This is a genomic window from Vibrio cholerae ATCC 14035, from assembly GCF_000621645.1.
GTDB lineage: Bacteria > Pseudomonadota > Gammaproteobacteria > Enterobacterales > Vibrionaceae > Vibrio > Vibrio cholerae.
The window spans coordinates 121477-147679 of record NZ_JHXR01000002.1; the positions used below are offsets into that span (position 1 = coordinate 121477).

At 48.3% G+C, this 26203-nt stretch carries 25 protein-coding genes; 13 read left to right on the forward strand and 12 right to left on the reverse strand.

Going from position 1 to position 26203, the window contains the following annotated elements; translation table 11 throughout:
* Nucleotides 1-2 precede the first annotated feature (2 nt).
* The 6 genes from T411_RS0102465 to hutW all read right to left on the reverse strand — a co-directional run bounded on the left by T411_RS0102465 (nt 3) and on the right by hutW (nt 7279).
* Complete coding sequence (locus T411_RS0102465) at nt 3-1355, reverse strand: GntP family permease (protein ID WP_000052704.1); 1353 nt, start codon at nt 1353-1355, stop codon at nt 3-5.
* Nucleotides 1356-1513: 158 nt separating this feature from the next.
* Nucleotides 1514-2653 carry a PucR family transcriptional regulator gene (locus T411_RS0102470; RefSeq protein WP_000599609.1) on the reverse strand — a complete coding sequence of 380 codons (1140 nt, stop codon included), beginning with the start codon at nt 2651-2653 and terminating at the stop codon, nt 1514-1516.
* Nucleotides 2654-2793: 140 nt separating this feature from the next.
* Nucleotides 2794-4530 carry a methyl-accepting chemotaxis protein gene (locus T411_RS0102475; protein WP_000700947.1) on the reverse strand — a complete coding sequence of 579 codons (1737 nt, stop codon included), beginning with the start codon at nt 4528-4530 and terminating at the stop codon, nt 2794-2796.
* Between the two features lie 305 nt (nt 4531-4835).
* The gene (hutZ, locus tag T411_RS0102480; protein WP_000372762.1) at nt 4836-5366 is read right to left on the reverse strand and encodes a heme utilization protein HutZ; all 531 of its coding nucleotides are present in this window, start codon (nt 5364-5366) and stop codon (nt 4836-4838) included.
* A 24-nt stretch (nt 5367-5390) separates the two neighbouring features.
* A complete protein-coding gene (gene hutX / locus T411_RS0102485; protein ID WP_000445093.1) occupies nt 5391-5894 on the reverse strand; it encodes a heme utilization cystosolic carrier protein HutX in 504 nt (167 codons plus the stop codon).
* 23 nt (nt 5895-5917) lie between these two features.
* Nucleotides 5918-7279 carry a heme anaerobic degradation radical SAM methyltransferase ChuW/HutW gene (gene hutW / locus T411_RS0102490; RefSeq protein ID WP_000905983.1) on the reverse strand — a complete coding sequence of 454 codons (1362 nt, stop codon included), beginning with the start codon at nt 7277-7279 and terminating at the stop codon, nt 5918-5920.
* 277 nt (nt 7280-7556) lie between these two features.
* Here hutW and T411_RS0102495 point away from each other — a divergent pair, with 277 nt between their 5' ends.
* Genes T411_RS0102495 through T411_RS0102520 form a run of 6 tightly spaced genes read left to right on the forward strand, consistent with a single transcriptional unit; the run spans nt 7557 to nt 12056 of the window.
* Nucleotides 7557-8291 carry an energy transducer TonB gene (locus tag T411_RS0102495; protein WP_001052683.1) on the forward strand — a complete coding sequence of 245 codons (735 nt, stop codon included), beginning with the start codon at nt 7557-7559 and terminating at the stop codon, nt 8289-8291.
* Nucleotides 8291-8977, forward strand: a complete 687-nt coding sequence (locus T411_RS0102500) for a MotA/TolQ/ExbB proton channel family protein (RefSeq protein WP_000445083.1) — start codon at nt 8291-8293, stop codon at nt 8975-8977. The genes T411_RS0102495 and T411_RS0102500 overlap by 1 nt, the downstream gene beginning before the upstream one ends.
* The gene (locus T411_RS0102505; RefSeq protein WP_000597688.1) at nt 8974-9390 is read left to right on the forward strand and encodes an ExbD/TolR family protein; all 417 of its coding nucleotides are present in this window, start codon (nt 8974-8976) and stop codon (nt 9388-9390) included. Before T411_RS0102500 ends, T411_RS0102505 begins: the two co-directional genes overlap by 4 nt.
* A gap of 10 nt (nt 9391-9400) precedes the next feature.
* The gene (locus T411_RS0102510) at nt 9401-10234 is read left to right on the forward strand and encodes a heme/hemin ABC transporter substrate-binding protein (protein ID WP_000705468.1); all 834 of its coding nucleotides are present in this window, start codon (nt 9401-9403) and stop codon (nt 10232-10234) included.
* Nucleotides 10235-10245: 11 nt separating this feature from the next.
* On the forward strand, nt 10246-11277 hold the full coding sequence (locus T411_RS0102515; protein WP_001882731.1) for a FecCD family ABC transporter permease: 1032 nt from the start codon (nt 10246-10248) through the stop codon (nt 11275-11277).
* Complete coding sequence (locus tag T411_RS0102520; RefSeq protein ID WP_001193094.1) at nt 11277-12056, forward strand: heme ABC transporter ATP-binding protein; 780 nt, start codon at nt 11277-11279, stop codon at nt 12054-12056. The genes T411_RS0102515 and T411_RS0102520 overlap by 1 nt, the downstream gene beginning before the upstream one ends.
* A gap of 133 nt (nt 12057-12189) precedes the next feature.
* Here the strand turns inward: T411_RS0102520 and T411_RS0102525 are convergent, their stop codons facing one another.
* Nucleotides 12190-12651, reverse strand: coding sequence for a TetR family transcriptional regulator (locus tag T411_RS0102525; RefSeq protein WP_001126285.1), 462 nt, complete (start codon nt 12649-12651; stop codon nt 12190-12192).
* Between the two features lie 522 nt (nt 12652-13173).
* Between T411_RS0102525 and T411_RS0102530 the strand changes: the two genes are divergently transcribed.
* Nucleotides 13174-13476 (forward strand): YfcZ/YiiS family protein, encoded by a 303-nt coding sequence (locus tag T411_RS0102530; protein WP_000070925.1) that lies wholly within the window; start codon nt 13174-13176, stop codon nt 13474-13476.
* 202 nt (nt 13477-13678) lie between these two features.
* Complete coding sequence (locus T411_RS0102535; RefSeq protein WP_000979558.1) at nt 13679-14278, forward strand: leucine-rich repeat domain-containing protein; 600 nt, start codon at nt 13679-13681, stop codon at nt 14276-14278.
* 60 nt (nt 14279-14338) lie between these two features.
* On the opposite strand, the gene T411_RS0102540 is transcribed toward T411_RS0102535, so the two are convergent.
* Nucleotides 14339-15445, reverse strand: coding sequence for a 1-acyl-sn-glycerol-3-phosphate acyltransferase (locus T411_RS0102540; protein WP_000204886.1), 1107 nt, complete (start codon nt 15443-15445; stop codon nt 14339-14341).
* A gap of 177 nt (nt 15446-15622) precedes the next feature.
* Here T411_RS0102540 and T411_RS0102545 point away from each other — a divergent pair, with 177 nt between their 5' ends.
* Together T411_RS0102545 and mlp37 are read left to right on the forward strand one after the other, a co-directional pair.
* Entirely contained in the window at nt 15623-16231 is a 609-nt protein-coding gene (locus T411_RS0102545) for a hypothetical protein (protein WP_001104918.1), read from the forward strand.
* A gap of 146 nt (nt 16232-16377) precedes the next feature.
* Nucleotides 16378-18252 (forward strand): methyl-accepting chemotaxis protein Mlp37, encoded by a 1875-nt coding sequence (gene mlp37 / locus T411_RS0102550; protein ID WP_000672481.1) that lies wholly within the window; start codon nt 16378-16380, stop codon nt 18250-18252.
* Nucleotides 18253-18314: 62 nt separating this feature from the next.
* On the opposite strand, the gene T411_RS0102555 is transcribed toward mlp37, so the two are convergent.
* On the reverse strand, nt 18315-20132 hold the full coding sequence (locus T411_RS0102555; protein ID WP_000094399.1) for a hybrid-cluster NAD(P)-dependent oxidoreductase: 1818 nt from the start codon (nt 20130-20132) through the stop codon (nt 18315-18317).
* Nucleotides 20133-20694: 562 nt separating this feature from the next.
* On the opposite strand from T411_RS0102555, the gene pyrC reads away from it, so the two are divergent.
* Entirely contained in the window at nt 20695-21723 is a 1029-nt protein-coding gene (gene pyrC / locus T411_RS0102560) for a dihydroorotase (RefSeq protein ID WP_000210012.1), read from the forward strand.
* A gap of 63 nt (nt 21724-21786) precedes the next feature.
* Here the strand turns inward: pyrC and T411_RS0102565 are convergent, their stop codons facing one another.
* The gene (locus T411_RS0102565; RefSeq protein ID WP_000928641.1) at nt 21787-22830 is read right to left on the reverse strand and encodes a helix-turn-helix domain-containing protein; all 1044 of its coding nucleotides are present in this window, start codon (nt 22828-22830) and stop codon (nt 21787-21789) included.
* 164 nt (nt 22831-22994) lie between these two features.
* On the opposite strand from T411_RS0102565, the gene T411_RS0102570 reads away from it, so the two are divergent.
* Entirely contained in the window at nt 22995-23345 is a 351-nt protein-coding gene (locus T411_RS0102570; RefSeq protein WP_000188221.1) for a DUF805 domain-containing protein, read from the forward strand.
* Nucleotides 23342-23851: a hypothetical protein gene (locus T411_RS0102575; protein ID WP_001259659.1), complete on the forward strand. Its 510-nt coding sequence runs from the start codon at nt 23342-23344 to the stop codon at nt 23849-23851. The genes T411_RS0102570 and T411_RS0102575 overlap by 4 nt, the downstream gene beginning before the upstream one ends.
* Nucleotides 23852-23917: 66 nt before the next feature.
* Here T411_RS0102575 and rlmC read toward each other — a convergent pair whose 3' ends face one another.
* Both rlmC and T411_RS0102585 read right to left on the reverse strand, forming a co-directional pair.
* Nucleotides 23918-25045, reverse strand: a complete 1128-nt coding sequence (gene rlmC / locus T411_RS0102580; protein ID WP_001149825.1) for a 23S rRNA (uracil(747)-C(5))-methyltransferase RlmC — start codon at nt 25043-25045, stop codon at nt 23918-23920.
* A 164-nt stretch (nt 25046-25209) separates the two neighbouring features.
* A complete protein-coding gene (locus T411_RS0102585; protein WP_000896538.1) occupies nt 25210-26145 on the reverse strand; it encodes a DUF808 domain-containing protein in 936 nt (311 codons plus the stop codon).
* Nucleotides 26146-26203: the final 58 nt, after the last annotated feature.

Below are 26203 nucleotides of genomic sequence, written 5' to 3' on the forward strand. Positions count from 1 at the left end.
TTTTATAACAATACTAAGCTTAGAACATATACCACAGCCATCGCAGTGCCCCCTTGGACTAGAGTTGCCATGGTTTGTGCGCGGTAGGCCAAACCTACACTCATGCGGCTAAACTGCGACACAACCCAGAAGAAACTGTCATTGGCATGAGAAACCGTCATTGCACCCGCACCAATCGCCATTACGGTTAATGCTCGTCCCATTTCACTGTCCAAGCCCAGTTGGCCTAAAAGTGGCGCAACCAATGCAGAAGTGGTGACCAAGGCCACAGTCGAAGATCCTTGTGCCGATTTCAGTGCTGCAGCCACAATAAATGGCATAAAGATGCCGACACCCAACGCCGACAACGTGGTTCCGAGGTAATCACCTAGTGGTGTGGCTTTCAAAACTGCACCAAATGCACCGCCAGCCCCCGTAATCAGTAGAATTGGTGCGGCAGCGGTAATACCTTGACTGATACGCTCGCCAAACTCAGCCACTTTGTCGGCAGATTTCAATAAGCGTACGGCAAGAAGCAAACCGATCAGCAGTGCCGTCAATGGCTGACCAAGGAAGCCCAACACCTCAAACAGCATACCTTGACCAAAAGGAAAACTCGGGAATTTCGCGATAGAACCAAAACAGATCAGCAAAATGGGCACAAAGATGGGAGCAAACGCTTGACTGGCAGAAGGTAACTGGCCGTAAGAAGCCTTAAGGGCTTGCCAATCTTTTTTTGGGCTTTCTTGCGAATCAATGATATCAGCCTCAACCGCTTGGAAACGGTTCGCCCACAACATACCAGCAATCGCCGCAACCGCCGCGACAAACAGGCCAATGGCAATAACTAAACCTAGTTGGGATTCCAAGCCCAAGTTACCCGCCGCCGCAATCGGTCCCGGAGTCGGTGGAACAAAGGTATGCGTAGCATAGAGACCCGTAGCAAGCGCCACACTCATGGCCACACTGGAGGTGGCTAAACGTTTGGCCAGCGATTCTTTTAATGAATTGAGGATCACAAAGCCTGAGTCGCAGAATACTGGAATCGAAACAATGTAACCGATGATACTCATGGTCAACGTTGGAAAACGCTCACCCAATAGCTTGATGACAGTATCCGCCATAGTAATGGCTGCGCCGCTTTTTTCTAAGATCACGCCAATGATGGTACCCAGTACAATCACCAAGCCGATGTAACCGAGGATACCACCAAAGCCTGTGGTAATGGTTTTGGCAATCGTGTCAGCAGGCAAACCATAAGCAAATGCGCCAAGGAATGCAGCCAGAAGTAATGCTAAGAAAGGGTGTACTTTGAACTTGGTGGTAGCGAGCACAATAAAGACAATTACCGCTAACAGGATTAAGATCAGACTCATAATAACTCCATGTCTTTATGTTCTGAGGCAAGGTGAATGTCATTCCCCGCCTCTTCGTAGGGTCGAGCTATTATCCTTGTTGGCTCGCATGATTCCTTTAGGCGGAACAACAAATACAATGATAAGGAAAATGTTAATAACTGTGCAGATGCACAATTTTAATCATAACTTGTGAGCTGATACGCAATATACAATTCCGCCAAACCAAGTAAGGAGTTAGTCTCAATCCCTGTAATTTCGGTGATTTTTTCTAAACGATAGCGCAGCGTATTTCGGTGGATAAACAGTTGTTGGGCGCAAAGATTCAAGTTGCCATTTGCCGCAAATAGTCCCTTTAACGTTTTCACGAGTTGCCCTGACTTATCCTGTGTCTGCAACTCCTGCATGACTCGTCGCCACTGTTCACCTTGCCATCCTTCATTCAATGGCAAAAGCAATACCGGCAAACGCAGTTCCTCGTAGAGATGTTTCTGTTTTTCTGGCTGGCGTACTTGGCCAATCCTCAGTACCTGCTTGGCACTTTGGTAAGAGAGATGGATCGCGTTTGGGTTGATAAAAAGCTGGCCTAAAGCAATGTCATATCCTGTGATGTCATAGGCTTTGAGCCTCGCCATCAACTTATCAATCCGCAAACTTTCGTATTCGCTGGTCCAATGCTCTGGTGTTCGACAAGGTTTGAGCACGACTATCTCTTGCATAGAAACCACAGCGACCAGATTGTCCCGTTCAGGGTGCTCCAAAAGCTCAACCACTTGACGGATCTGATCCAAGCTTTGTCCACTTTTCGGTTGACGAAAGGCGATGACCACTGCCACGCGAGGCTTAGAGAGGTCAATGGAAAGTCTCGCCGCCCATGCATCAAGTTCGGCGGCCGATAAGGTATTGTGTATCCAAGCGGAAATGAACTCTTCACGATGCCGCCGATCCCATTGTAGTTGTTCGACCAAAGCTGCTTGCTCAATGATCATTTCGGCACTCATTTTGACCAGATTGGCAAAATCACGAATATCTTTCGGCTCTCCGGTAATCCCCACAATCCCGACCACTTGCTGCTGATTTCTCAACACCATGTTGATGCCTGGTTTTACACCTTTCAGTGCCACGCAGCTTTCTGCCGTTAGCTCTACCGAATCGCCATGTTTGAGTGCCAAAATTGCACCATCATGCACTTGGCCAATCCGATTTTTCTCGCCACTGCCAATGATCACTCCAGCTTGATTCATCACATTGATGTTGTAGCCGATGATCGCCATGGTGCGATCGACAATTTGTTGCGCTAATTGACTGTCCAGTATCATGACGACTCCCTATCCACTCTGCGTAGACTTATAAGTCCTCTTACTGAATTTCAATAACATCATCACTCACTTTTGTGACTATGCACAAAAAGGAAAGCTGCCCGCAGGCAGCTTTGATGGGGATAAAATAGAGGTCTTGATTAGGTGCGGATATGCGCTATTGCACTATTAAGATCGTCAACGTTGCGTTGTAAATCCACCACAACAGGACCCAGTTGTTTGATCGCTAGGTTCATTTCACCAGACAGCGTTTTGATGGTACTGAGGTTACTTGAAATCTCATCACTTACAGTTAATTGCTCCTCAGTCGCGGCAGCAATTGACGTGTTGAGTTTATGGATCTCTTTGGCCGAGCCCTGGATAGCCACCAACGACTCGTTGGCCACGCCCATATTGCCACGGGTTGATTGCATTTTATCGGCACTGACACGGATCGTTTTGGTCGACATCTCCGCTTTTTCTTGCAGCATAGAGATCATGGTTTCAATCTCGCCCGTCGATTCTTGCGTACGCTGTGCCAAAGAACGGACTTCATCAGCGACCACCGCAAAACCTCGCCCTTGCTCACCCGCGCGAGCCGCTTCAATCGCCGCATTCAACGCCAGCAAGTTGGTCTGCTCTGCAATCGCTTTAATCACATCCAGCACGTTGCCGACATTATTGGACTCAGTAGCCAGTTGTTGAATGATCTCTGAGGTTTTTTGGAATTCGCCGTCTAAATCCGCAAATTCGCGAATCGTTTTCTCAAACACTTGTTTGCTGTTATTGGCTTCTTTTTCAGCACTGCCTGCGTACTCTTCTGCCATATTAGTGCTTTGGGACACACTCGATAACGCCGAAGTCATCTCTTCCATCGCGGTCGCCGCCATCTCTAACTCTTGGTCTTGTTGGCTAGACATCTTCATATTTTGATCCGTGATGCTACGAATGGTGTCGGAGATCGAGGAAATGGTATGGTTAACCTGATTAATTTTACTGATGGTTGAGCCATAACTGCCTAGAACTTTGTTAATCGTACGTCCAATCACGGCCAGCTCATCATCGCTTTTTTCTTCAACCCTTAAGGTAAGGTCTGAATTGTCATCGGCTCTTTGTAAGACACTCGCCATTCGATCAATTGGAGTCACAATTTTACGGTTGACGACGACGTAACCAATAATGGCAATAATAGCGACCACAACTAATGAGATATTGCCGATCAATACGGTACTTTTTACTTGCTCTGCGGCTTGGTTAAACTGCTGTGCCGTTCGTGTTTCAAGCTCTTGGAAGAAGCGGTCAATGGGTGCCATGATCTTAGCTTTTTCACGATGGTACTCTTCACTGTGCAGCAGTTGAACCGCCATGTTGACATCCGGCTCGCCTTTTACCGTGTAGTTGCCACTCGCATCAGGAAACAAGCCTTTTACCGCATTCATGGCTTTCACTTCCATATTCACTAAAGCATCGGAGTTATTTTGCGCTTCTTTCAGCAAAGCGAACTCTCTGTCACTAAAACCGAGGTCTTTCATCATTTGCTGTAGCGCGATGGTTTGCCCATCCGGTTTAGGTTTTTGGCCGTATTGCAGGACAAGATCCCAATAAATGGTGTGGTAGCTCTCGGGGCGAGGCTTTTTGCCGTTACGGATATCAAGAATATCCATATACATCTTTTCGTATTTTTCATCCCCAGTGACCACATAGGTACGCCCTAAGCGGGTCAAGTCATCGGAACTTTGGCGTAGCTCATCCGCAGCTTGGTAAGATTGATAACGGATCAACGATAATCTATCGACTTGCTGTTCGAGACTATCCAATTGGAACACAGTCGCCATAGTAATCGCCATGCCTACGCCTATCGCCGAAAAAACAAGCTTCATCGTGGTGTTAATTTTCATGGAAAATCCTTCTAGGAAAAAAAAGCGTATATCCGGTCATTTATAATGACTTTTTTATTGTTACTTTCAGCTTAGAAGATGTTTAACGAACTGGTAGGAGAATGTTGCTTTTTTTCTATGGGTAATGACTCAGATGTCTTTGAACGATACGTATCTAGCACTTATGCCTAAAAGCACTGTGATCATTGTGCCTATCAAAGTGAAGTAGATCACATGATTACTTTGATATGGGGTCAGGATAAAAATAAAGCGGCTTTGCAGCCGCTTATTTATAGAGAGGTCGATTTATGACTCAAGAGTCATGCTTAGCCATTAGAAATCTTACGATGGCCTTCTTCCAGATGAACAAAGTCCACCAAATCATCGCCAGAAACTTGGTATGCTTGGCCAAAGCCTTTCACGAATAAACCATGCTCTGGCTGTAGACGGAATAACATGAAGTCTTGCAGTTGACTGAGACCATCAATGATTTCGCCAAAGCGCTCACCCATTTGTGCAATCACTTGGCACCACAACTCGCTGTCACGTTCAACCATGCTGGCAACCGCATCAAAGGTCAGACGTTTACGGGCGAAAAGTTGTTTTGCTTCCGTTTCATCTTCAATCATCATGATCGACACTTGCGGATTGACTTCAAGGTTACGGGCATGACGGGCGATGTGCGAAATCAGCACAAAGTAGCCTTCTTGATTTTGTACGAAAGGGGCATAACTAACATTCGGACGACCTTGCGCATCCACAGTCGCCAGTTGCAGCGTTTTACGCTCTTGACGGAACTCTTTGATTTCTGGCTCTAAACGACCCTGCAAACGCTCTTGCTTAACTTGCTGATCCATCTCTTTCTCCTCAACGATGGTTTATTATTGTTTGTGTTGTTGCTGCATTGCTTTAAAGCGTGCGACTTGCTCTGGGATCAATTCGCGTTTCTCATCACGTCCCAGATAGATTTTGAACGCGTTTTCACCTTGAGCGGTAAAGAAGCCAAAGTAGTGGCTCTCGCGTCCCATAAATGGCTTACTGACTAAAGCCACATGGCTAATATTTTCGAGTTTCAAATGGCCATGCAGTTCCCCATCACGACCCATTAAATTGTAGTAACCCCGTGCAACTTTCCCTTTTGGAAAAGGTGCTTTGACTTCAAAAATAGAACCCGCAATGGTCATGATCGTGGTGACAGGGCCCCATTCTGGCAGACTTTCTAAAATGGTTTGCGCATGAGAGCCATCCACCACCGCGACCATCTCTTCAGGAAGAGCATGCACGATGTCAAACTCAGTGACATTGAGTTGCTCCGCCATTGCGGCAGGTAATAAAGTGGGTTGCTGCTCAAGCAGTTGAGCGACTTGCTGTTGTAATGATTCCATTGTTTTTTCCAGTCTAGTTATGCTTATGCGATACGCTGCTGTTGATATTTGTACGAATGAATAAGTACCTGAATACACGCCTGCGCAAGGCTTACCGACCAGAAGCGTCCGGCGGTAGTCAGAGTGAGATAGTCTTGCTCCACCTCAACCAAACCGATTTGTTGCCAACGTAAAAAGAGTGACTTTAACCAGTCAAAGGTTTGGTGGTGATAAAATTTAGGTAAACGCTGTTTGGCGATGACGCCCGAGTCAAATCCGGCTTTCAAGGCGGCAAACAGGGGTTCATATTCATGTTGGCGAGCCATCATGGCGACAAGCGGTTGACCATTTTTCATCGCGTCAAGGTAAGTATCGAGCTGGCGATGTTGCATCAGTGAGTAACCGCCCATATTCCCGCCCGCGCCACAACCAATCGGGAGCACTTCGGCATAGGTTTTGGCCAAACTGTTATAAAGGCTGCGCTCGCGGTTGTCGCGAGTCCAGTGGTTTACGCTCAATGGGCGCAGATGATGCTTCGCCATAAATTCCACCCCGATTTGGTACAAGGTGGCTTTATCTGGCGTAGTAGCCGGTGGGGGTAATTTGCCTTTTTCAACCAGATTGAGCATCGGGGCACTACCGCCAACGACGAGCTGGTATAAATCAATCCCTTGTGCCCCAGTCTGCATAAAATCTTGTAGATCTTGCTCGAACACTTGCGCCGTTTGGTAGGGTAAGCCGTAGAGTAGATCAATCACAATCGGCGCTTGTTGGGTCGCAGCCAATGAGGCGATACGCTCCATCACCACCTCACGATCATCCAATCGTTTGGCTCGGCGTCTCACCTGAGTATTAAAACTCTGCACACCAAAAGAGAAACGGTTAAAGCCCCCTTCCAGAGCGTTTTCAAACATCTCATCACTAAAGCGATGAATTCGACCTTCTAGAGTGATTTCACAATCTGGCGTTAATGGAAACGACTCACGGATTGCAGTACCCAACTGCCGGATTTGCTCGGGAGAGAGCTCAGTCGGCGTCCCCCCGCCAATATAGACCGCATGAAAGACGCCAGTTTGTGTCCAAGGCAGTGCCGCTTTTTGTTTGATCTCTTCAAGTAACGCTGCAAAGTACGCATCCACCAACTGGCGACTCGCCGCGTTTTGGAAGAAATTACAGAAAGTACAACGTACTCGACAAAAAGGAACATGGATGTAGAGACACCGCACCTGTTGACGTTGGCTGACTTGTTGGGTGATGTGTTGCCACACGTTCTCCTGCTCATGACTCGGTACAGGCATCGCGATACCGCCTGCATGGGCTGAATGCTTATTTTGAAAAGCAAAACGCAGCGGATCTGGCGTATTCGCACCCAAAATAGATTCATCAAAATTATCTAAAATCAACATTCTCATTTCTCAAGCCAATCCCCATACAACAAGGGCTGCGCTTCTCTTCATCTCATACGATCAAAATCATAAATTGACGCTAATGATAATGCAATTGATAATTGCTATTATTAAGATGCTGAGCAATAATATTTGCCCACTAAGGCTAATCGCGTATGGATTTATCCATGCCCCGTTAGTCTGCATGAATTGAAATAGCCAGTTTGATCAGCCTGCCACTTGCTGAGTTTTCAGAGAGACAGGAGCAATATTGTTGATCATCGTGAGGGAGAAGGACGTGAATCTGAACAGATATGTCATTGCGGGAGGGCTTTCCCTAGCTTTTCACGCGCTATTGCTTATCACGACAGATGAAGCACAGGTGTTTGCCATGCCTGCTGGAAACCCAACTCAATCGGTTTCGATCAATATGGTTTCGATGCCTAAAGTCGCACCCGCTCAACCAGAGCAAACCCAAACAGAACAATCAAAACTGGAATCGGTCAAGCCGACACCAGTACAAGAAGTCGTAAAAACTCCGCCTGCTAAGCCGAAGGTGGAGCCGCACAAACCTAAACCTCAAACCGTGAAAAAACCCGTACCGGCTGAGCAAGTCCCATCCAAATCGGTAGCGAAGCCGCAACCGGAGAAGGTAGAGCGTACCGCTGAAATGGCACAAAAGCCTGCGCCAACGCCTAACCAGCAACCGAGCCAGCCCACGGCGGCTAGCCAAGGCATCACAAGTCAACCTATTTTGGTGGATAAGCCCGCTTTAGTGAGCGCACAAGTTCAACCACGTTATCCACGTATTGCTCGTAAGCGCGGGATCGAAGGCACTGTGATGTATGAAATTTGGTTGGATGCGCAAGGTAATCAAATCAAGCAGCAATTGCTCTCTTCATCCGGCACAGAAGCCCTAGATCAATCGGCGCTCGAAGCCATTAAACAGTGGAAATTTTCTCCACATATTCTTGACGGTGTGCCCGTAGCTCACCGAATTCATATCCCTATTCGTTTTAAATTGGAAGGCTAATGGAATCGTTACAACAACTCCAACACCAGCTAGGCCTGATGGCTTGGCCACTTTTCATTTGCTCAGCATTAACGGTAATGCTGCTCGCGGAGCGCCTATTTCAAGTGCTGCTCAGTTTAACCGTAGGCAAAGGAGCGATTCGTCACGCTTTGCAAGCTACCTCCCCAAAAAACCCAAAGCAACTGGCTGAACTTACAGAGCATTTCGCGAGTAAGCGTCCGGTGCTGTATCGCGGAGTGGCGATGCTTTTGGCCCATCACCAATTTGATAAATCACTGCGCGAAGATGCGGCGGGCATTTGGCTACAGGAGCAACGTCACCAGTTTAACTCGGGATTGCGTCTCTTGACTTTGATTGGCGTGATCAGCCCTTTACTCGGTCTATTAGGTACCGTACTTGGCCTGATTGAAATGTTTAAAGGGGTGGCCGCCACGACCGGAAGTATTACCCCCAATGTGTTAGCCGATGGTTTAGGGGTTGCAATGTACACCACGGCAGCCGGTCTACTGATTGCCGTTCCGGCAGTTGCGGGGGCCCAATTGCTCAACCTGTGGGCGGATCGCACTATGGCTAAACTGGAACATACACTGAACTACGTGAACCTGTGGCTAGAAGGCATGACACTGCACGCCGATGCTTCACTGACAGTCGTGACACCGCAAGAGGCCACAACGGAAAACCTATGATCAAGTCCTCAGCCAAACACAACGACTTCGGCCTGACTCCGGATCTCACCCCGCTACTTGATATCATCTTTATCGTGATGGTGTTCTTGCTGCTGACCGCGTCAGTACGCTTGGAATCGTTGGAAGTGGCTCTGCCCACGACCGATTCACCCGTAGTGAATGAAGTGAATAAAGAATCTATCACCGTCAATATCTTAGCCACCGAACCTTATTGGGCAATTGATGGTAAGCCCTACCTCGACTGGCATAACTTCTCGTTGGCGCTTTTAGAGTCTGTACAAGTGGATAAGCGCCCGGTAGTCATCGCCGCCGATCAAGGGGCTGAAGTTCAACAATTAGTCAAACTGTTGAGCTTTTTACAAGAAAACGGCATTCAAGCCACCCAGTTATTAACTGAACCTTCTCACTCTTAATGGAAACAAGATGAAAATCACTCAATCATTGGCTTTATTACTGGCCTGCTGCACCTCAGGCATCAGTTTCGCTCAAGAACGGATCGTCAGTGCAGGAAGTGCAGTGACTGAACTGATTCTGGCACTGGGTGCTGAGCAGCAATTGGTGGCGGTCGATGTCACAAGCGAAGTGCCGAGTTCTCTCAATTTACCTACCGTCGGCTATCACCGCCGCTTGGCCGCTGAAGGCTTATTAACTCTTGAGCCAACCCACCTGATTGGTTCAGATGAAATGGGACCCGATACTGCATTACAACAACTGCGCAGTTCCGGTATCCAAGTCAATGTGATCAACAGTGATTCGACTCCGCAAGGCTTGTTAACACGTATTGACCAAATTGCCCAAATCACCCACACCGAACAACACGCTCAAAAGCTGAAAGAGAACGTTCAGCAGCAGATCAATGCGTTGCAAGCTAAGCGTCCGGAAAAACCTAAGAAAGTGCTGTTTTTATTACTGCATGAAGGTCGTGCGGCCAACGTAGCGGGTAGCGATACCGTCCCCGATACCATTATTGGTCTAATCGGTGCTCATAATCCTGCCTCTCCTTCCATTACTTCGTATAAACCGCTGTCCATGGAATCCATGATTGAGATGCAACCTGATATGGTGCTGGTCAGTGGTCGCAGCCTAGAAAAACTGGGGGGTGCTGATGCTGTGTTGAATGCCGTGCCTATGCTCGCGGCAACACCAGCAGGACAAAACAAGAATATTGTCGCGATTGATGGCCACGCCTTAGTCGGCGGCTTAGGTCTGAAAAGTCTGCAAGAAGCGCAGCGTATTCAAACTCTGCTGTACCCCTGAGGCCACTCCCAGTGTTAAGACGATTTCCTTTTGCTGTGACCATCAGTTGCCTGACTCTGGCGGTCTTCTTTGCGGGGCTGTATTCCATCACTGTCGGACCGATGAACATCACCATCTCTGACAGTATTCAAAGCCTGCTTTTTCGCTCCGAGCAACTCACGAATGCGATTCATCTCGTTATCCATGATATTCGCTTACCACGCACGCTCCTTTGTTTGTTGGTTGGGGCGATTCTCGCGCTATGCGGCACCGCTATGCAGGGGCTATTCCGCAACCCGTTAGCTGAGCCGGGCATCATTGGCGTCTCCTCGGGCGCCTCTCTTGGTGCGGCACTCGCCATCGTGTTACTCAGTGATGTGGTGTCAAGCCTGCCTTGGGTGAATAGCTTGGTGCTGCCTATAGCGGCATTTATCGGTGGCGCGCTGACAACCGTATTGGTTTATCGTCTTGGCACCTCTAAATTTGGGACATCGGTGACTATCATGCTACTGGCTGGGGTAGCCATTTCGGCTCTTGCAGGCGCAGGTATTGGTTATCTTAATTATCTCGCGAGCGATCAAATGCTGCGCGACTTAACCCTATGGTCCATGGGTTCCGTGGCAGGCGCGACGACCTCCAGTATTTTGCTGTGCAGTGTCACTCTAATCATGCTATTTGCCTATTTCCATTGGCGCTCGATGGCACTTAATGCCTTATTGCTTGGAGAGGCGGAAGCGCGCCATCTTGGTGTTCCAGTACAAAAACTCAAAAGAGAGATGATTCTGCTTTCGGCAGTAGGCGTCGGGGTTGCGGTAAGTGCCGCAGGTATGATCGGTTTTGTGGGGCTTGTGGTGCCACATATTGGTCGCATGTTGGTGGGTCCCGATCATCGTAACCTAGTGCCAGTCTCCACTCTACTTGGTGCATTGATGCTCACCCTTGCCGATATGGTCGCTCGGGTTGCGGTTGCGCCCGCTGAATTGCCAATTGGCATTGTCACCGCACTGGTCGGTGCCCCCTTCTTCTTGTATCTCCTATTCCAACAAAAAGGTCGAATATTCTGATGCAGACTATTGCAATTCAAGGCAGGGATCTTTGTGTCACCTACGGCTCTCGCCAAGTGCTCGATCATGTGGATATCACCTTGCGCTGTGGCGAAGTCGCGGCGTTACTCGGTCCTAACGGAGCCGGGAAAAGTACCTTACTGAAGCTGCTCTGCGGTGAAATGAGCGGAGCAGGCAAACTCGATTATTTTGGTGTTCCAGCATCGCAGTGGCCTGCCGAAAAACTGGCTAACCATTTGGGCATTTTGCCCCAGCAGAGCTCATTGACTTTTCCTTTTACCGCGCAAGAAGTGGTTGAACTTGGGGCTATTCCACTCAATCTACCGCGCAAAGAAGTAGAGCGTGTCGCCCGTCATTACATGCTCAAAACCGATGTGTTACACCTCGCAGCCAGTCTTTACCCTTCTCTTTCTGGAGGTGAAAAGCAGCGCTTACATCTCGCGCGAGTACTCACTCAACTGCACCAAGCTGGTCAACAGCGTATTTTGATGCTGGATGAGCCAACATCAGCACTCGATCTCGCTCATCAACACAACACGCTGCAACTCGCGCGTCAGTTAGCCGATGAAGAACAATGTGCCGTCGTCGTTGTGTTGCATGATTTAAACCTTGCCGCGCAGTACTCAGATCGCCTGATCCTGCTTCATCAAGGCAAAATTGTATGTGATGCGGCACCTTGGCAGGCGCTGACGGCAGAAAGAATTGAGCAGGTTTACGGCTATCAAGCGCTGGTTGCCGCCCATCCTACTCGTGATTTCCCAATGGTTTATCCAGCTTGAGGAGTCTCTCAAGTCGGTTTCATCACCTTTAGGGCTTGTCTATCCCCTATTCCCATAGACCAAAAGCTCTGTACCTAACCGTTGCGCTTAGGTGCGGAGCTTTTTACTGATGAAGTAGGCAGAAGGTGAAGAATCAATTCACCATGCTGACTAACGAGTGCCCCAGCAACCATTCCACTTCTTTTTGGCTCTCTTGTCCGAATTTCTCTTCCGTCAATTTATAGAGGCGATTAACCCCTTTATGAGCAAAATCATGTGCACGCTCCGCTGTCACAATGTGGTGAAACAGCAGGCGCAAAATGGCCACAAATTCAGATTTCTCCATGGCTTTTAGCCAACTGTCACGAAATGCCTCCATGTCGTGTTCAAAATCGAGGTATTCCATAAACATTTTAAATATGCGTCCGTCTAACGCAGAGGCGAAATCGGTTTTCTTCGGGAAATGGTGGCTGATCCCAGTTCGGGATACCCCAGTTTGCTGGCTGAGAGTGGTGTAAGACATTTTGTCATAACCCAGTCGAAGCAACTGGTCGACAACCGCATCCATAATGGTCTGAATCGTCACTTCAGTATCTTCTTTACTACGCTTAGGCATGGTCAGGCTCTTTTCTAACGTCAAATCTTTGTCTGCTTAACAAGTCAGCAGCACGATAATTATCATTAAAATGATCAGGGGCAAACACTACGATGGAGTGAACTCACTACTACGGTTTGACTCACCTATTCAATACTAGACAGCCAAACGGTGAGTTCTTACATTTGCATAAACCTTTGTTACTTTTTTGAACAAGGTCACTTGTATAAACCGCTGTTGGCTAGGTAACCGCAATAAATCATATTTTGGTAAGCAAATAATCCAACAATCTATTGAGTGTGACAATGAACTGGTCGAAATTCTGACAATTTTCCGACACTTGGAACGCCAAATTACCGGAGAAGATCACAGAAGTCCCTACTCTCTCCCACCAGATGATCGCGCTTTGTACTTTTATTTCCCTGTATTTCCTTCTTCATTTTATATCCTAAGTAGCAGACCATTTTTGTGGCATAAGCCTAAAGAGAGGACTAAAATGGCCCCATTATGAGTAAGTAAATTAAGTCGTAAGAGGATTAGGATATGAGTAACCAAACTTGTGTAGAAAATGAAGTATGTGAAGCGTGTGGCTGCGCTGGCGAAATCGGTTTTATTATTCGCGAAGGTGATGATGTCGCAGAAGTTTCTCTGTTTGGTTCGGATAAAGCGCATTTAGAAGGCAAGCTGGCGGAATACATTAGCTTAGCCAAGCAAGTTTGTGCGAATGTTGAGTATGAAGTGGCTCCCGTTGCAGATAACGCGACAGAACTGCACGCTCGTTTTAAATTTGAAGTGAGTGCTGAAAAACTGATTTTCGAACTGAAAACACGGGCGCTTGCACGCTAATCGTCACCTCATCACATCGAGCGGGCTCAAGCCCGCTTTTCTTTTCTCACTCCCTCGTCGACGCCAATCCAATATCCCCAACGACTTGACGCTGCAGCTTCAAGTAGGAAGGGGATAAATAGGAAAAGCCATAAAGCCTAGTCCACTGCCGCCGATACCCTTTATACTGACAAAACTCGCCACACAGGATAAACGCTTCGCCATGATGCTTCGTGTTATTGCCCTTTCATTGTCGCTTATCGCGGGTTGCACACATGCGATGGCTTTGGATCTCTACATGGTACTCAACCATCTCGACAATTACGGTAACCTTGATCTGCGCGGCAAGCCCTACACTTCCTTGCCGGAAAACTTCACGATCAAAGGGAATTTGAATATCGCTAAAACTGCGATCAAATCGCTACCGAAAGGCACCATCATAGAGGGCAGCTTGGATGCCTCAAACAGCTCGCTGGAAAAAGTACCACGAGGCACAAGCATCAAAGGCTACGCCAACTTACTCGGAACCAAAATTCAATCGTGGCCATCCGGTGTAAAAGTGGGCGGTTATCTCAACTTTACTGACACGCCATTAACCACCCTACCAGCACGAATGACGGTAAAAGGGGATCTCAGTGTGATCCGCACACCGCTCACTGACTTACCAGAAGGCATAGTGATTGAAGGACATCTCTTCATTGGCGGCTCACAAATCACTCGCTTCCCAGACACCATGACGGTTAAGGGCAATATTTACTTAGGGGGTAACCAAATCAGTAAATGGCCAAGCAAACTCACACTCGGCGGCGCTGTCGCTCGCTAAAATAGAAAAAGCAAAAGAGGAGCCGATTGAGCTCCTCTTTTGCTTAAGCGGGGGAATTCATTAGATGTGATTACGTACGGGATTGGCGTAAGCATCCAACAAATAGCGATGAGCTGGCTCAGGCAACTGTGCCAATTTTGCCTGTAACACTGCGCGCACTTCTGGCGTAATGTCTTTATCGTCTTGGCCAGCCGCTAAGCGATTGATTGGGAACAGCACATAGTTCTGGTGGATCTGTCGGTCAATCTCTTGCGCCAGAGCTTCTGGTGTCTCAAATGGCTGGGTAATGACATCACCAAACGCGACATGCACACGGCCTTTATCACCCACAATGCCTTGGATGATGCTTTCGATATCTTCAAATTCACCTTTTTCATAACTGCCTTGTGTCGCTTTCTCATACAGCTCGCGCGCTTTTGCGATGTCACAAGGATCGTTTTCATAGGAAATCGAAACCGGAACCAGATTGAGTGAACGAACATAATCGGCAAATTCCATTTTTTGACGACGTCCTTCAACGTGGAACATTTTTAAGATAGCCGGATCGGTTTGGTCATTACCATCTTTGGCACGCCCCTCTTTTTGAGCGATCCAAATGGAGTGGCCTGTCTCCAGCGAATGCTTGATGTAAGCCGACAGCGTACCGAGAGCTTTCATCATTTCTCTTGGACCTTTTGCCGAGCGTTTCACAATAAAGCTTTTGTTCAAACGCATCAGCTCGGTCGCACAAGGCTTTTTCAAGAGATTATCGCCGATCGCAATCCGTACGGTACGATGACCTGCCATATGCAGTCCGTAGTTGACTAAGGCTGGATCCATCGCGATATCACGGTGGTTACAAATAAATAAGTAGGCCTGTTCTTTATCCAACTTATCCAAGCCACTGTAGCTCACCCCTTTCGTGGTCTGCTCTAAAGTTTGGTCTAGGTATTTTTTTACCTCAAGTTGGATCGCTTCGACGCTGTCCAACTTCGCCCATTTACGCTTTAGGTAAAACTTAACCAGCGGAGCCATCAAAACACGCAACCAAGCAGAATGGTGTTTGAAGCGATGTTTCAAAATCGCTGAAATAAACTCTTGGTCGTTGATGAGACGAGAGAGCGCCGCGGGGATCTCGTCATCATTGTAAGGACGAATATCAATATAAGGATCAGTTGTTGAAGTCATAGGTTTGTACATCAGATAAAAAACGGGCCTATTCTACGCATAGTTAGCCCTGCTATCAGCAAGGATGTCTAAGGTCAGACCAGAATTATGTATCCCTTTATTTACCCCAATCACGGGAATTGGCTTTTTCTGCGATAAGCGTTAATCTTAGCGCCCTTAAAATTCCCGAGGCATCTTATGAACTACGCTATTCAGTCTGAAACGCGCCACTATCCTTACCTTGAGGTATCGGCTCGGAAACGTGCGCTAAAACACAGCCTGATCCGCGTTGAGCAAGGTTTGTTACTCTTTCGACTCGGAAAGCATGAGTATGCCGTGGAAAAAGGTCAAACGCTTTGGATTCCTTTCGACTGCTTGTGTGGCCTCACATTTTTTCCGGACACACACATCACACGGGTCGACTTTTCACTGCGTTTAAACGTGCGCTTACCGCACAATGCAGGATTCATCAAAAGTTCTGAGCTTGCGCTGGCCGTATTGCACCGATTACAAAACTGTGAACGCCACCACCCGGCGTTTACTCATCTCACCCAATTACTGATGCTTGAGCTGACCACTTGTGACCCAAAACTGAAGATGTCACCACTCACCCAAGCCATCACGGAATGGCAACCGCAAGCGCATCCGAGTGTCAGCAAAGAACAGCATGTGGTGCTGCTGGTGCGTGAAGCGCTCAAACGCTCCCAATCCGGCGCTCAGACACACAGCATTATCGAGGAACTGTTTTCCGGCAATGCCGAACATTATCACCAGCTTTGTACGTTAGTTTTAGGACGAACACTATAAGCGCGCAGTTGCACAAAATTTCAATATAAATCAAATTATTATCACAACCTCCGAATAAAAGTGTGATCTCTAACTGGCTGAAGTGCCAAAACATAACTATAAATTTATTAATAATAATAACCCTATCGTTATGGAAAGGAATCACGATGAAATTCAGCCATAAAATTGTTGCTGCGTCGTCTGTACTTCTGCTTGCTACTGTTGCGCTGCTTTCGGGTAGCCAATACTTCAAAGTCCGAGATGAAATCCGCAGCATGGTTTCTGACAGTGTTGATGAGATTGTCGATGGTGTAAGTAAAACGACCGCCGAAGTCATCAATGGCAGAAAAAGTATCGCGCAATACGCCACTAGCTTGATTGAGAGCAATCCTGAACCCGATAATGTGCGCACGATCATCTCGCAACCTTTGATCAAAAACACCTTCCTTTTAGTAGGATTTGGTTTAGAGAAAGACGGTTCGAATATCAATAACGACCCGAGTTGGAACCCGGGCCCGACTTGGGACCCACGTGTTCGTCCTTGGTATAAAGACGCCAAAAATGCCGGTAAGTTGGTGATTACCGCACCTTACGCCGATTCCGCCAGCGGCGAAATTCTGGTTTCTGTCGCAACGCCAGTCAAAGACAGCGCAACCGGGCAATTCCTCGGTTCCATCTTTTACGATGTCAGCTTGGCTGAACTCGCTGAACTGGTTAACGAAGTAAAACTGTTTGATGCGGGTTATGTCTTTATTGTGTCCGAAGATGGCACCACCATCGCCCACCCGAAAAAAGAGTTCAATGGCAAACCCATGTCAGAATTTTTGGGTGAAAGCAAAATCAATGTTGATACCCATCAAGTCATCATCAATGGCAAACCCTATGCAGTCAGCTTCTCCGATGTAGAAGGCGAAGATTGGTATGTCGGTGTGGTGATTGATGAAGAAATTGCTTACGCCGCGCTAGATGAATTACGAAGAAGTACGCTCATTTTCACTGTGATCGCCTTAGTGATCAGCGTGTTTGTTCTACTGTTTATCGTTCGTGTACTAATGAAACCTCTCGATACTCTTAACGACGCGATTCAAAACGTGGCTTCTGGTGAAGGTGACTTAACTCAGCGTTTGAGCACCAATACCGATGAAGAGTTTGCCAAACTGGCGATTGGTTTTAATACCTTTACTGAAACGCTACAGAAGCAGTTGATCCAATCCAAAGCGATTGGTGCCGAGATCTTACGCGGTTCAGAATCCACATCAATGACGCTACAACAGTCGGCAGAAGCCATGCGTTCTCAGCTTCATGAGTTGGAACAGTTGGCGACCGCCATGCATGAAATGGCGACGACGTCTTCAGATGTAGCCAATAATGCGCAAGGTGCCGCTTCGGCTGCAAAAGTGGCTGACGATGCCGCCGCCGCAGGCACGGATGTGGTTACCAAAACCACGAAAGCCATTGATACCCTTTCTGCCACTATTGATGCTGCGGTAGACGATGTGAAAGTGCTGGAAAGCGCGACTGCAAACATTGAAACCGTGCTGAAAGTGATTAACGACATTGCGGATCAAACCAACCTGCTCGCACTCAACGCAGCGATTGAAGCGGCGCGAGCCGGTGAATCTGGCCGCGGCTTTGCGGTGGTCGCCGATGAAGTTCGTACTCTGGCACAGCGTACTCAACAGTCCACGACGGAAATTCGTAACATGATTGAGAAGCTGCAATCTGGAGCCAATGCGGTTGCGATTGCCATGAGCCACAGTAAAGATACGGCGGCCAGTGCGGTCAACCAAGCGCAAGGCGCGAATGAAGCGTTAGAAAAAATCCGCCTTGCGATTCAGCAGATCAGCGATATGAACATTCAAATCGCCTCCGCTGCGGAAGAACAAAGCTTAGTTGCAGAAGAGATCAACAACAACACTGTCAAGATCAAAGACCTGTCGGATCAAGTTGCTGAATCTGCTGATGAAGCGAACATGTCGATGCAGATCCAAACGGAAAATATCCGCGAACAGGATGCAATCTTGAATAAATTCAAAGTGTAACCTTAGCCAAAATGCAAAAACCTCCCAACGGGAGGTTTTTTTATCACTTCAAATCTGAACGGCTAAAACTCGACATCCAGATCCGTGTCGGCGACCGAGCAGCAAGCCAAAGCCATGCCCATCAAGCGTTCATGATCCATCAAAGCAGGAACTTTAGGCTGCTCCAGTAAACCTGACTTTACTTTCACTTTACACGCTCCACAAATGCCCGCACGGCAGCTATTGGGTATTCTCACACCAGCGTCTTCGGCATGCTCCAGCAAGGTTTTCTGATTATCCGCAGAGACTTGAATACCATTGAAACTGAGTTTCACATCTTTCTTCTCTCGCGGCGCTACGTGCACCGCACCGAAAGCTTCCTGATGATAAGCCGATTCGGCTACCCCTTGTTTGAGCAGCAAATTCTTAGCTTTTTGCATAAAGCCATCAGGGCCACACACAAACACTTGGCGAGCGGGAAGGTCAGGAATGCGCTTAATGTGCGACAAAGCTAAACGGCCATGCTCACCTTGCCACTCAGCCGAGGGTTGGGTTAATGCATAGATGAGCGTCAGCCCAGTATGTTTTTTTGCCAACGCATCCAGTTCCGCTCGGCAAGGTATATCCTGCTCACTTCGGCATTGATGATAAAACACCACATCATCGAGTTGGTTATGGTCCGCCAGATAACGCAACATAGACAGCATAGGAGTGACACCACTGCCTGCCGAAAGCAGCAGTAAAGGCTGTGGCGCTGTGGTATCCAGATGGAAATGCCCAGTAGGATGCTGCGCGGTCAAGGTCGTGCCAATCTGCAAATTCTCTTGCAACCAATTAGAAACTCGCCCGCCATCAATGCGCTTGACCGAAATCGCTAAACGTCCCGGACGCGATGGGCTAGAGGAAAGCGTGTAGTAACGCTGCACAGGCTCACCCTCAATCACCATTTCAATTGGCAGATATTGCCCCGGTAGATACTGAGGTGCGATGCCTTGGGCAGGCTCTAGCCAGAAAGTCACGAAATCACGGGCGATCTCTTCGCGCTCAACACAAGTCAGTGTGAAGTGGCTGGCCCCTTGGTCTGGGTAAACTTCTTTCTCTTTATATTCCAACACTTCAATCGGATCGCCCGCTCGAATCATTCCTTCATTTTTGGCAACCAAGTTTTGCCCGAAAAACACGCCACCGCGCTCATTAGCACGAAATTGTGAGAGTGTACGCAGCGGCTCTTTGGTTGGCCTAAACGCCCCTTTCTTCACTTCAACCGTGGTTAAAATGCAGCGTTCACAAGGTTTGACGGCTTCAAACTCCACCTCACCGATACGGATACGCTTCCAGCTGTCTTCGGCGAACGGTTCAGTACCAGAAACGACTAAGTTGGTACGAAATTGATCCATTGAATGAAACTCAGGGCTGCGGCGATTGAGTTCATCCAACGACGCTTGGCTTATCACCAACAGCGGATAACCATCGGCAAAGCTGACATTGTGACCCACTTTTTCACGTACACGATTGGATTGCTCGCCGCTGTATAAGAGCTCAACACGAATCCCCAATACCGTACTAAACCAATCGTCTGCTTCATCGGTGGTGGTGTACGCGGTGAAATTATCCGCCCAAACTTGCGCGGGTACCGGTTGCAACTTGAAATCTGCATAACGGATGGTAAGCGAGGGATGACCTTGTGCAGAAAACAGCACACCATCATGACGCAGCGCGGTTTTGATCAGCACCATTTGCGGAAATTTACGCGCCGTCACCATACTTCCATCAGACAGTGCCAACATAAAACGACGATCAAAGGTTAAGCCTTGCTTTTCTACCCAAGCGGACGACAGCGCCAGCCCACCTAACGATTTCACTGGAAAGACATTGATTTGAGATAAGAGTCCAGACGACATGGTGCTTCCTTTGGTTGTTGTCATACCCACATTTCTTGGATTTGCCGCTAAGCGGCCACAGAGCGCATCCTCATGAGCATAGACAAACGCTATGATTGGGATGGAAGAATCTAGCCAAAACTGTTGCAGCGTCGAGTACGACGGAGTTATTTGCGCAACATCATAGAACAAATTGTCACTTCAGACTAACACGTTGTTACAAATCAGGGTTCTGGTTTCTATTCAGATATACCCAAACCACTTGGAGTTGCAGGTAGGCGGCAAGTGAGTGACAAATTTGTCTGGAACAAATTTGCACAGCCATCGGCTGGCCTTTGGTGAGAGCCAAGGATGGCTCTCATAATCCCCATGAGCATAGACAGACTATGTGATTGGGGTGAACGAACGTAGCCAACACCCCTGCAGCTTCAAGTAGGAAGGGTATACCAAGGGCAAAATAGACCAAGACAAATAACACGTGAAATGGATTACACTTTCCACTATCATCCTGTCGCCTAAGCGGAAGCGTTTGCGCGACGCTTTAGGCTCCAATCATTTCATGCATTCATGGTGGGAGCACTCAATGACAACACTGACGATTACACGCCCAGACGACTGGCACGTTCACCTTCGCGATGGCGATGTACTGGCCGATACTGTACGCGACATCAGCCGTTATAACGGCCGCGCGCTGATCATGCCTAACACGGTTCCCCCTGTAACCACCACTGAGATGGCCTTAGCCTATCGTGAGCGCATTATGGCTGCTCAGCCACAGCCGCACTTTGAACCTTTGATGGCACTTTACCTCACCGATAACACTTCACCTGAGGAAATTCGCAAAGCCAAAGCGTCAGGTAAAGTCGTTGCAGCTAAGCTTTATCCAGCCGGTGCGACCACCAACTCGGATTCTGGTGTCACGTCAGCGAAAAAGATTTATTCCGTACTACAGGCGATGCAGGAAGTCGGTATGCTACTTCTGGTGCATGGTGAAGTGACCACGCACGAAGTCGACATTTTTGACCGTGAAAAGACCTTCCTAGACACCGTGCTTGCGCCGATCGTGAATGATTTCCCGCAACTGAAAATTGTGCTTGAGCACATCACCACCGCCGATGCTGTGACCTTTGTTCAGAAAGCAGGCGATAACGTTGCAGCGACCATTACCGCTCACCATTTGCTGTTTAACCGCAACCACATGTTGGTTGGTGGTATTCGCCCACATTTCTACTGTTTGCCTATTCTAAAACGTGCCACCCACCAACACGCGTTAGTGGCAGCGGCAACCTCAGGCAGCAAAAAATTCTTCCTAGGTACGGACTCTGCCCCGCACGCCAAAGGCCGCAAAGAAGCCGCCTGTGGCTGCGCAGGCTCTTATACTGCCCATGCGGCTCTTGAGTTGTATGCCGAAGTGTTTGAAAAAGAAGGCAAGCTCGAAAATCTGGAAGCGTTCGCTAGCTTTAATGGCCCTGATTTCTACGGCCTACCTCGCAATCAAGAGACCGTCACGCTCACCAAGCAAGCCTGGCCAGTCGCAGAAAGCATGCCGTTTGGCAGCGATATCGTGGTGCCAATCCGCGCCGGTGAAAACATCGAGTGGACAGTGAAGTAAACTCAGTTCAGATGTACGAAAGGAGAGGTTTGCCTCTCCTTTTTCATTCTTTATTACGCGATTTTAGATTTGCCGATGCTGTTTCCGATAATCGCTCGGGGTCATCCCTGTTACTCGTGAGAATTCGCGGTTGAAATTCGATTTGGTCTGAAAACCCGAGTTCATAAAAATCTGAGTGATGGAATCTTCACTCTTGGTGAGCGCCTGCAACGCATGATCAATTCGGTATTCATTAATCAACTTGGAAATATTCTTCTGATGGATTTGGTTAACCGCCGCCGAAATCTGTTTCGCGGGAATGCCGAGTTTGCGCGACAGCTTAGATAAGGTCAGTTCAGGATCTAAATAGTGCGTTTTTTCCCTCATTTGCCGATCAAACAAGGCCACAATCTCTTGTGCTCGTGCTTCTGGCATCCCCTCATCGGTTAACGTTTCTTTCTCTTCATGCGAGGTCGCCAGTTCCGAATTAGCGACTTCATCAGTGCTGGATGTACTCACACCAACCACAATCACGGCGAAGGCCAAAACAGGGATCAGTACCACATGCCCAACGGTCAAAATGTACAGCGAAAAATGCCCTTGGTTATAGATGAAATCGAGAGACATCGTGCTATCGATCAATGCAGAAAACAGCAGCATCCAACCTGCGATATTTTCAGCCCGTTTGACGTTTTCCCAATGGTTAAACGCGACATAGATTCGTAACGCATCTTGTGAGGAATAACGCACCAACGCAATCCCGTAAAATAGATAGATCGCGGTCAGAGTTTCATCCAGAGGTAGCGACCAAAATGGCTGAGCCAACAAGCTCACCAACACCAGAGTTGGGCCAAATAAGTGCTTATAACAACGCGACAGGCCTTTTTCATGGGTGCGAGTAAAGGTACACCACGCAGCAACAGGAATGAGGGAAGCTAAAATAGGTTGTGCCATGCGCAGTGCGGGCCAATCGACCGTCCAACGTAACCCAACCACAGCCGTGGTTGCCGCACAAAGCACTAAAAACAGACAAGCACTTTTTGCCTGCTCAGCCAGTCGTAAATAGAGCGTTACTGCCAATAACAGCAGCATCAGCGAAACCACGAAGGGCACTGGAATCATCAACATATCTTTCCCTGAAAAAGTAAACGAGAGACCGCATTGAACGGTCTGATTACGCCACAGCTTAGACTAATACCCGTTCAAGTACGTCCTCAAACCCGTTTTAGGACGTTTTTCGCCACAGATTGCCCCACCATTTCCAGTGCCAATTCCCAACATGAGAAACGCACATGACACCTTTACTGACCGCCTATTTACAGGCGTGGAAACAATACTTTGATTTTTCAGGGCAAACAACCAGAGACGATTTTTGGTGGTTCATGCTCGCTCATCTACTGATCACATTGGTGGTGGTCAGTATTGAGATCGCCACAAATAACCCAGGCTGGTTAGATCTGTTTTACAGCCTCATCAGCTTTATCCCGATGCTCACCATCTTAGTTCGGCGTTTGCATGATACCCAGCGCTCCGGATGGTGGGCATGGGTATTTGTGATCCCCGTGATTGGCCCTTTCTGGCTAATTTACTTACTGGTTCAGCCCTCTTCCTCCCACTTCACCGATAAGGCACTTTTATCATGAGAACTCTATTGGTTTTACTGCTGATTTCAATGGCGAATCTTGCTTCGGCGGATCCTCTTAAACTCAATGACCACTTACCCGATCAAACCATTGGCCTACTAACCATCACGAAAATGACCCAAGGGCAGCTTCTTTGGTTAAAAGGGCGAGTGGGAGAAGGAAAATATCAAGCCAAAAATGCGCAAGGACAAGAGTGTTCGATAGAAGTGCCAGTTGCGATTGGCAGCTTTTCACAAGCCAATATTGGGATTCACTCTACTCAAGGTTTGATGATCGCGATTACTAATCCGCGTTTAAGTGAAGCGATACTCGAAGGGCAAAGAATCCACAGCGATGATTGGGTATTTAGCACAAAAGAAGAGCGTAAAAAGGTGGATGGCTACATTGTGAGTGGCATTGCTGCCGATGAAGGCTTCATTCTCAACTCTCGTCGGCGTTGGATTTCTTGGCTGCTTGATGCAGAGCCACAGGTGATCTGCAACACGGAAGTGGCCAATCACAGCTAAGTCGCTCTTAATCCTATAAAAATGCAATAAGGGGCAAACCGCCCCTTATTGTTCAGTCTTCCGTAGCTATTTTCTGACCAACAAGGTCAGCACTTCGGCGTGATCTGTATGCGGGAACATATCAAACCACTGCACGCGACTCATTTGGTAGCTGGCGAGCTCAGCGATGTCTTTGACCATGGTCTGCGGGTTACAGCTGGAATAAAGAATGTGTTGTGGCGCGAGCGCTTCCAACTGCGCAGTCAGTTCGCTGCCCAAACCACGACGTGGAGGATTGACCAACACTAACTCCGGTGCACTCATCTGGCTTTGTGAAAACTTGGCCGAATCGAGCGCTGCAAAGCTGAGATTATCAATCCCCATCATTTGCGCCGAACGTTGCGCACTGGCAATCGCTTCTGGTTCAATTTCAATGCCCGTCACAGCAGTGTTTGGCGCGGCGCAATGCAGCGCAAAGCCACCAACGCCACAAAACAGATCCCACATTTGTGTTGGCGCAATCTCGCGCACCCAAGCACGCGCGGTCGCGTATAGCTGCTCAGCCACTTGGGGATTAGTTTGGAAAAAGCTTTTCGGGCGGATCACCATAGGCACATCGTTGAACTGTTCAAGCAGGCTTTGCGTTTCGGTGAGGAAAATTTCCTCTTCACCTTCTAAACGCGCCATATGCACCGGCTGGATATTGACGGAAACGACTTCGATCGTCGGGAAAGCCGCAATCAATGTCGGCAAATTGCGTTCAATTCGCTCAAGCACCGCATGGCTGCGTGCCACAAAACGCAGCATAAATTGGCCGCTGTTTTCACTGCGGGTGAGCAGAATAAACTTCAGTTCACCTTTTTTCTTCAGCTTGTTATAGGGCGGAATACCCGCGATACGGATCCAGTTTTCCAGATAAGCGAGCAACTCTTGCATCGGCTGCGGATAAAGCGGGCAAGTCACCAGCGACAAAGGCTGACCTTGCGCATCTTCAATGCCTAAAATCGGCGCGTGAGCCGCACCGAGCACCACCATTTTGGCTTTATTGCGAAACGCGGTGTCAGCACTGGTGACAGGGGGTAACCACTGCACATCCATGGCAGGCGCAATCAACTCACGCAACTGCTGATCTTTATTCTCAACTTGTTGGGAATACGGCTGCGCACACTGGTGGCAAGAGGTACACCGTTTTTGAATAAAGAACTCACACTGCATAATATCGACCGCCGAAAAACAAAAGCCGCTAGTTTATTTGCCTTCCCGAAAATAACAACGAGAATTTTACGGATACCCTACTTCATGTTGTCGCCAACACCGCTGTCGCTGCCGATAAGCAGGAAATTCTCCAAACGACTTGGGGCGACAGCTAGGCGAGAGAATTACCCGCGAATTTTATGCCACACTTCCATTACCGCTACTAAGAGGCTGCCAGCCACTACGCCAATCACACCATTCATCAGGGTTGGCATCAGTGTCCCGACCACTGGCCATGCATGGACGACATCAAGCATCGGTTCAAGAATATGATGCACCGCAGGCACGTTATGTACCACAATCCCACCGCCGACTAAAAACATCGCCGCAGTTCCAACGACCGTCAGCCCTTTCATCAATTTGGGCGCAAAACGCACTAGCACGCCGCCCAAACTGGCTTTGAGTCCTTGGCCTTTGGATTGGCGTTGCAGGTAAAAACCTAAGTCATCCAACTTCACTATGCCTGCCACTAGGCCGTACACGCCGATCGTCATGATGACCGCAATCAAGCTAACCACCAGAATTTGTGTGAGCATCGAGTGCCCCTGCACGGTACCAAGAGCGATCACAATAATTTCTGCCGACAGAATAAAATCGGTGCGGATCGCGCCACCAATTTTACGCTTTTCATACTCGGCTAAGCTTTCTGTCGCCAAACTTTCCGTTTCTAAACCTTCATTGACTATCGCGGCAGCACGCTGTTCAGCATTCTGCTTGGGTTCTGGATGCAACCATTTTTCGAGGATCTTCTCTGCGCCTTCAAAACAGAGAAACAGACCGCCGATCAACAGTAGAGGCATGATCAACCAAGGAGCAATCGAGCTAATAATAAGTGCTGCCGGAACCAAAATGAGCTTATTGCGAAACGAGCCTTTGGCGACCGCCCATACCACCGGAATTTCACGCTCTGCCGCGACACCAGAGACTTGCTGCGCATTGAGCGCTAAGTCATCCCCCAATACACCCGCCGTCTTTTTTGCGGCCATTTTGGACATCAATGCCACATCATCCAACACCGTCGCAATATCATCAAGCAAGGTCAGTAAGCTTGCGCCTGCCATGGAAATTCTCTCTATTTGATTGGTAGAAGCGTGACAAAATGTAACATTAACGAACGGC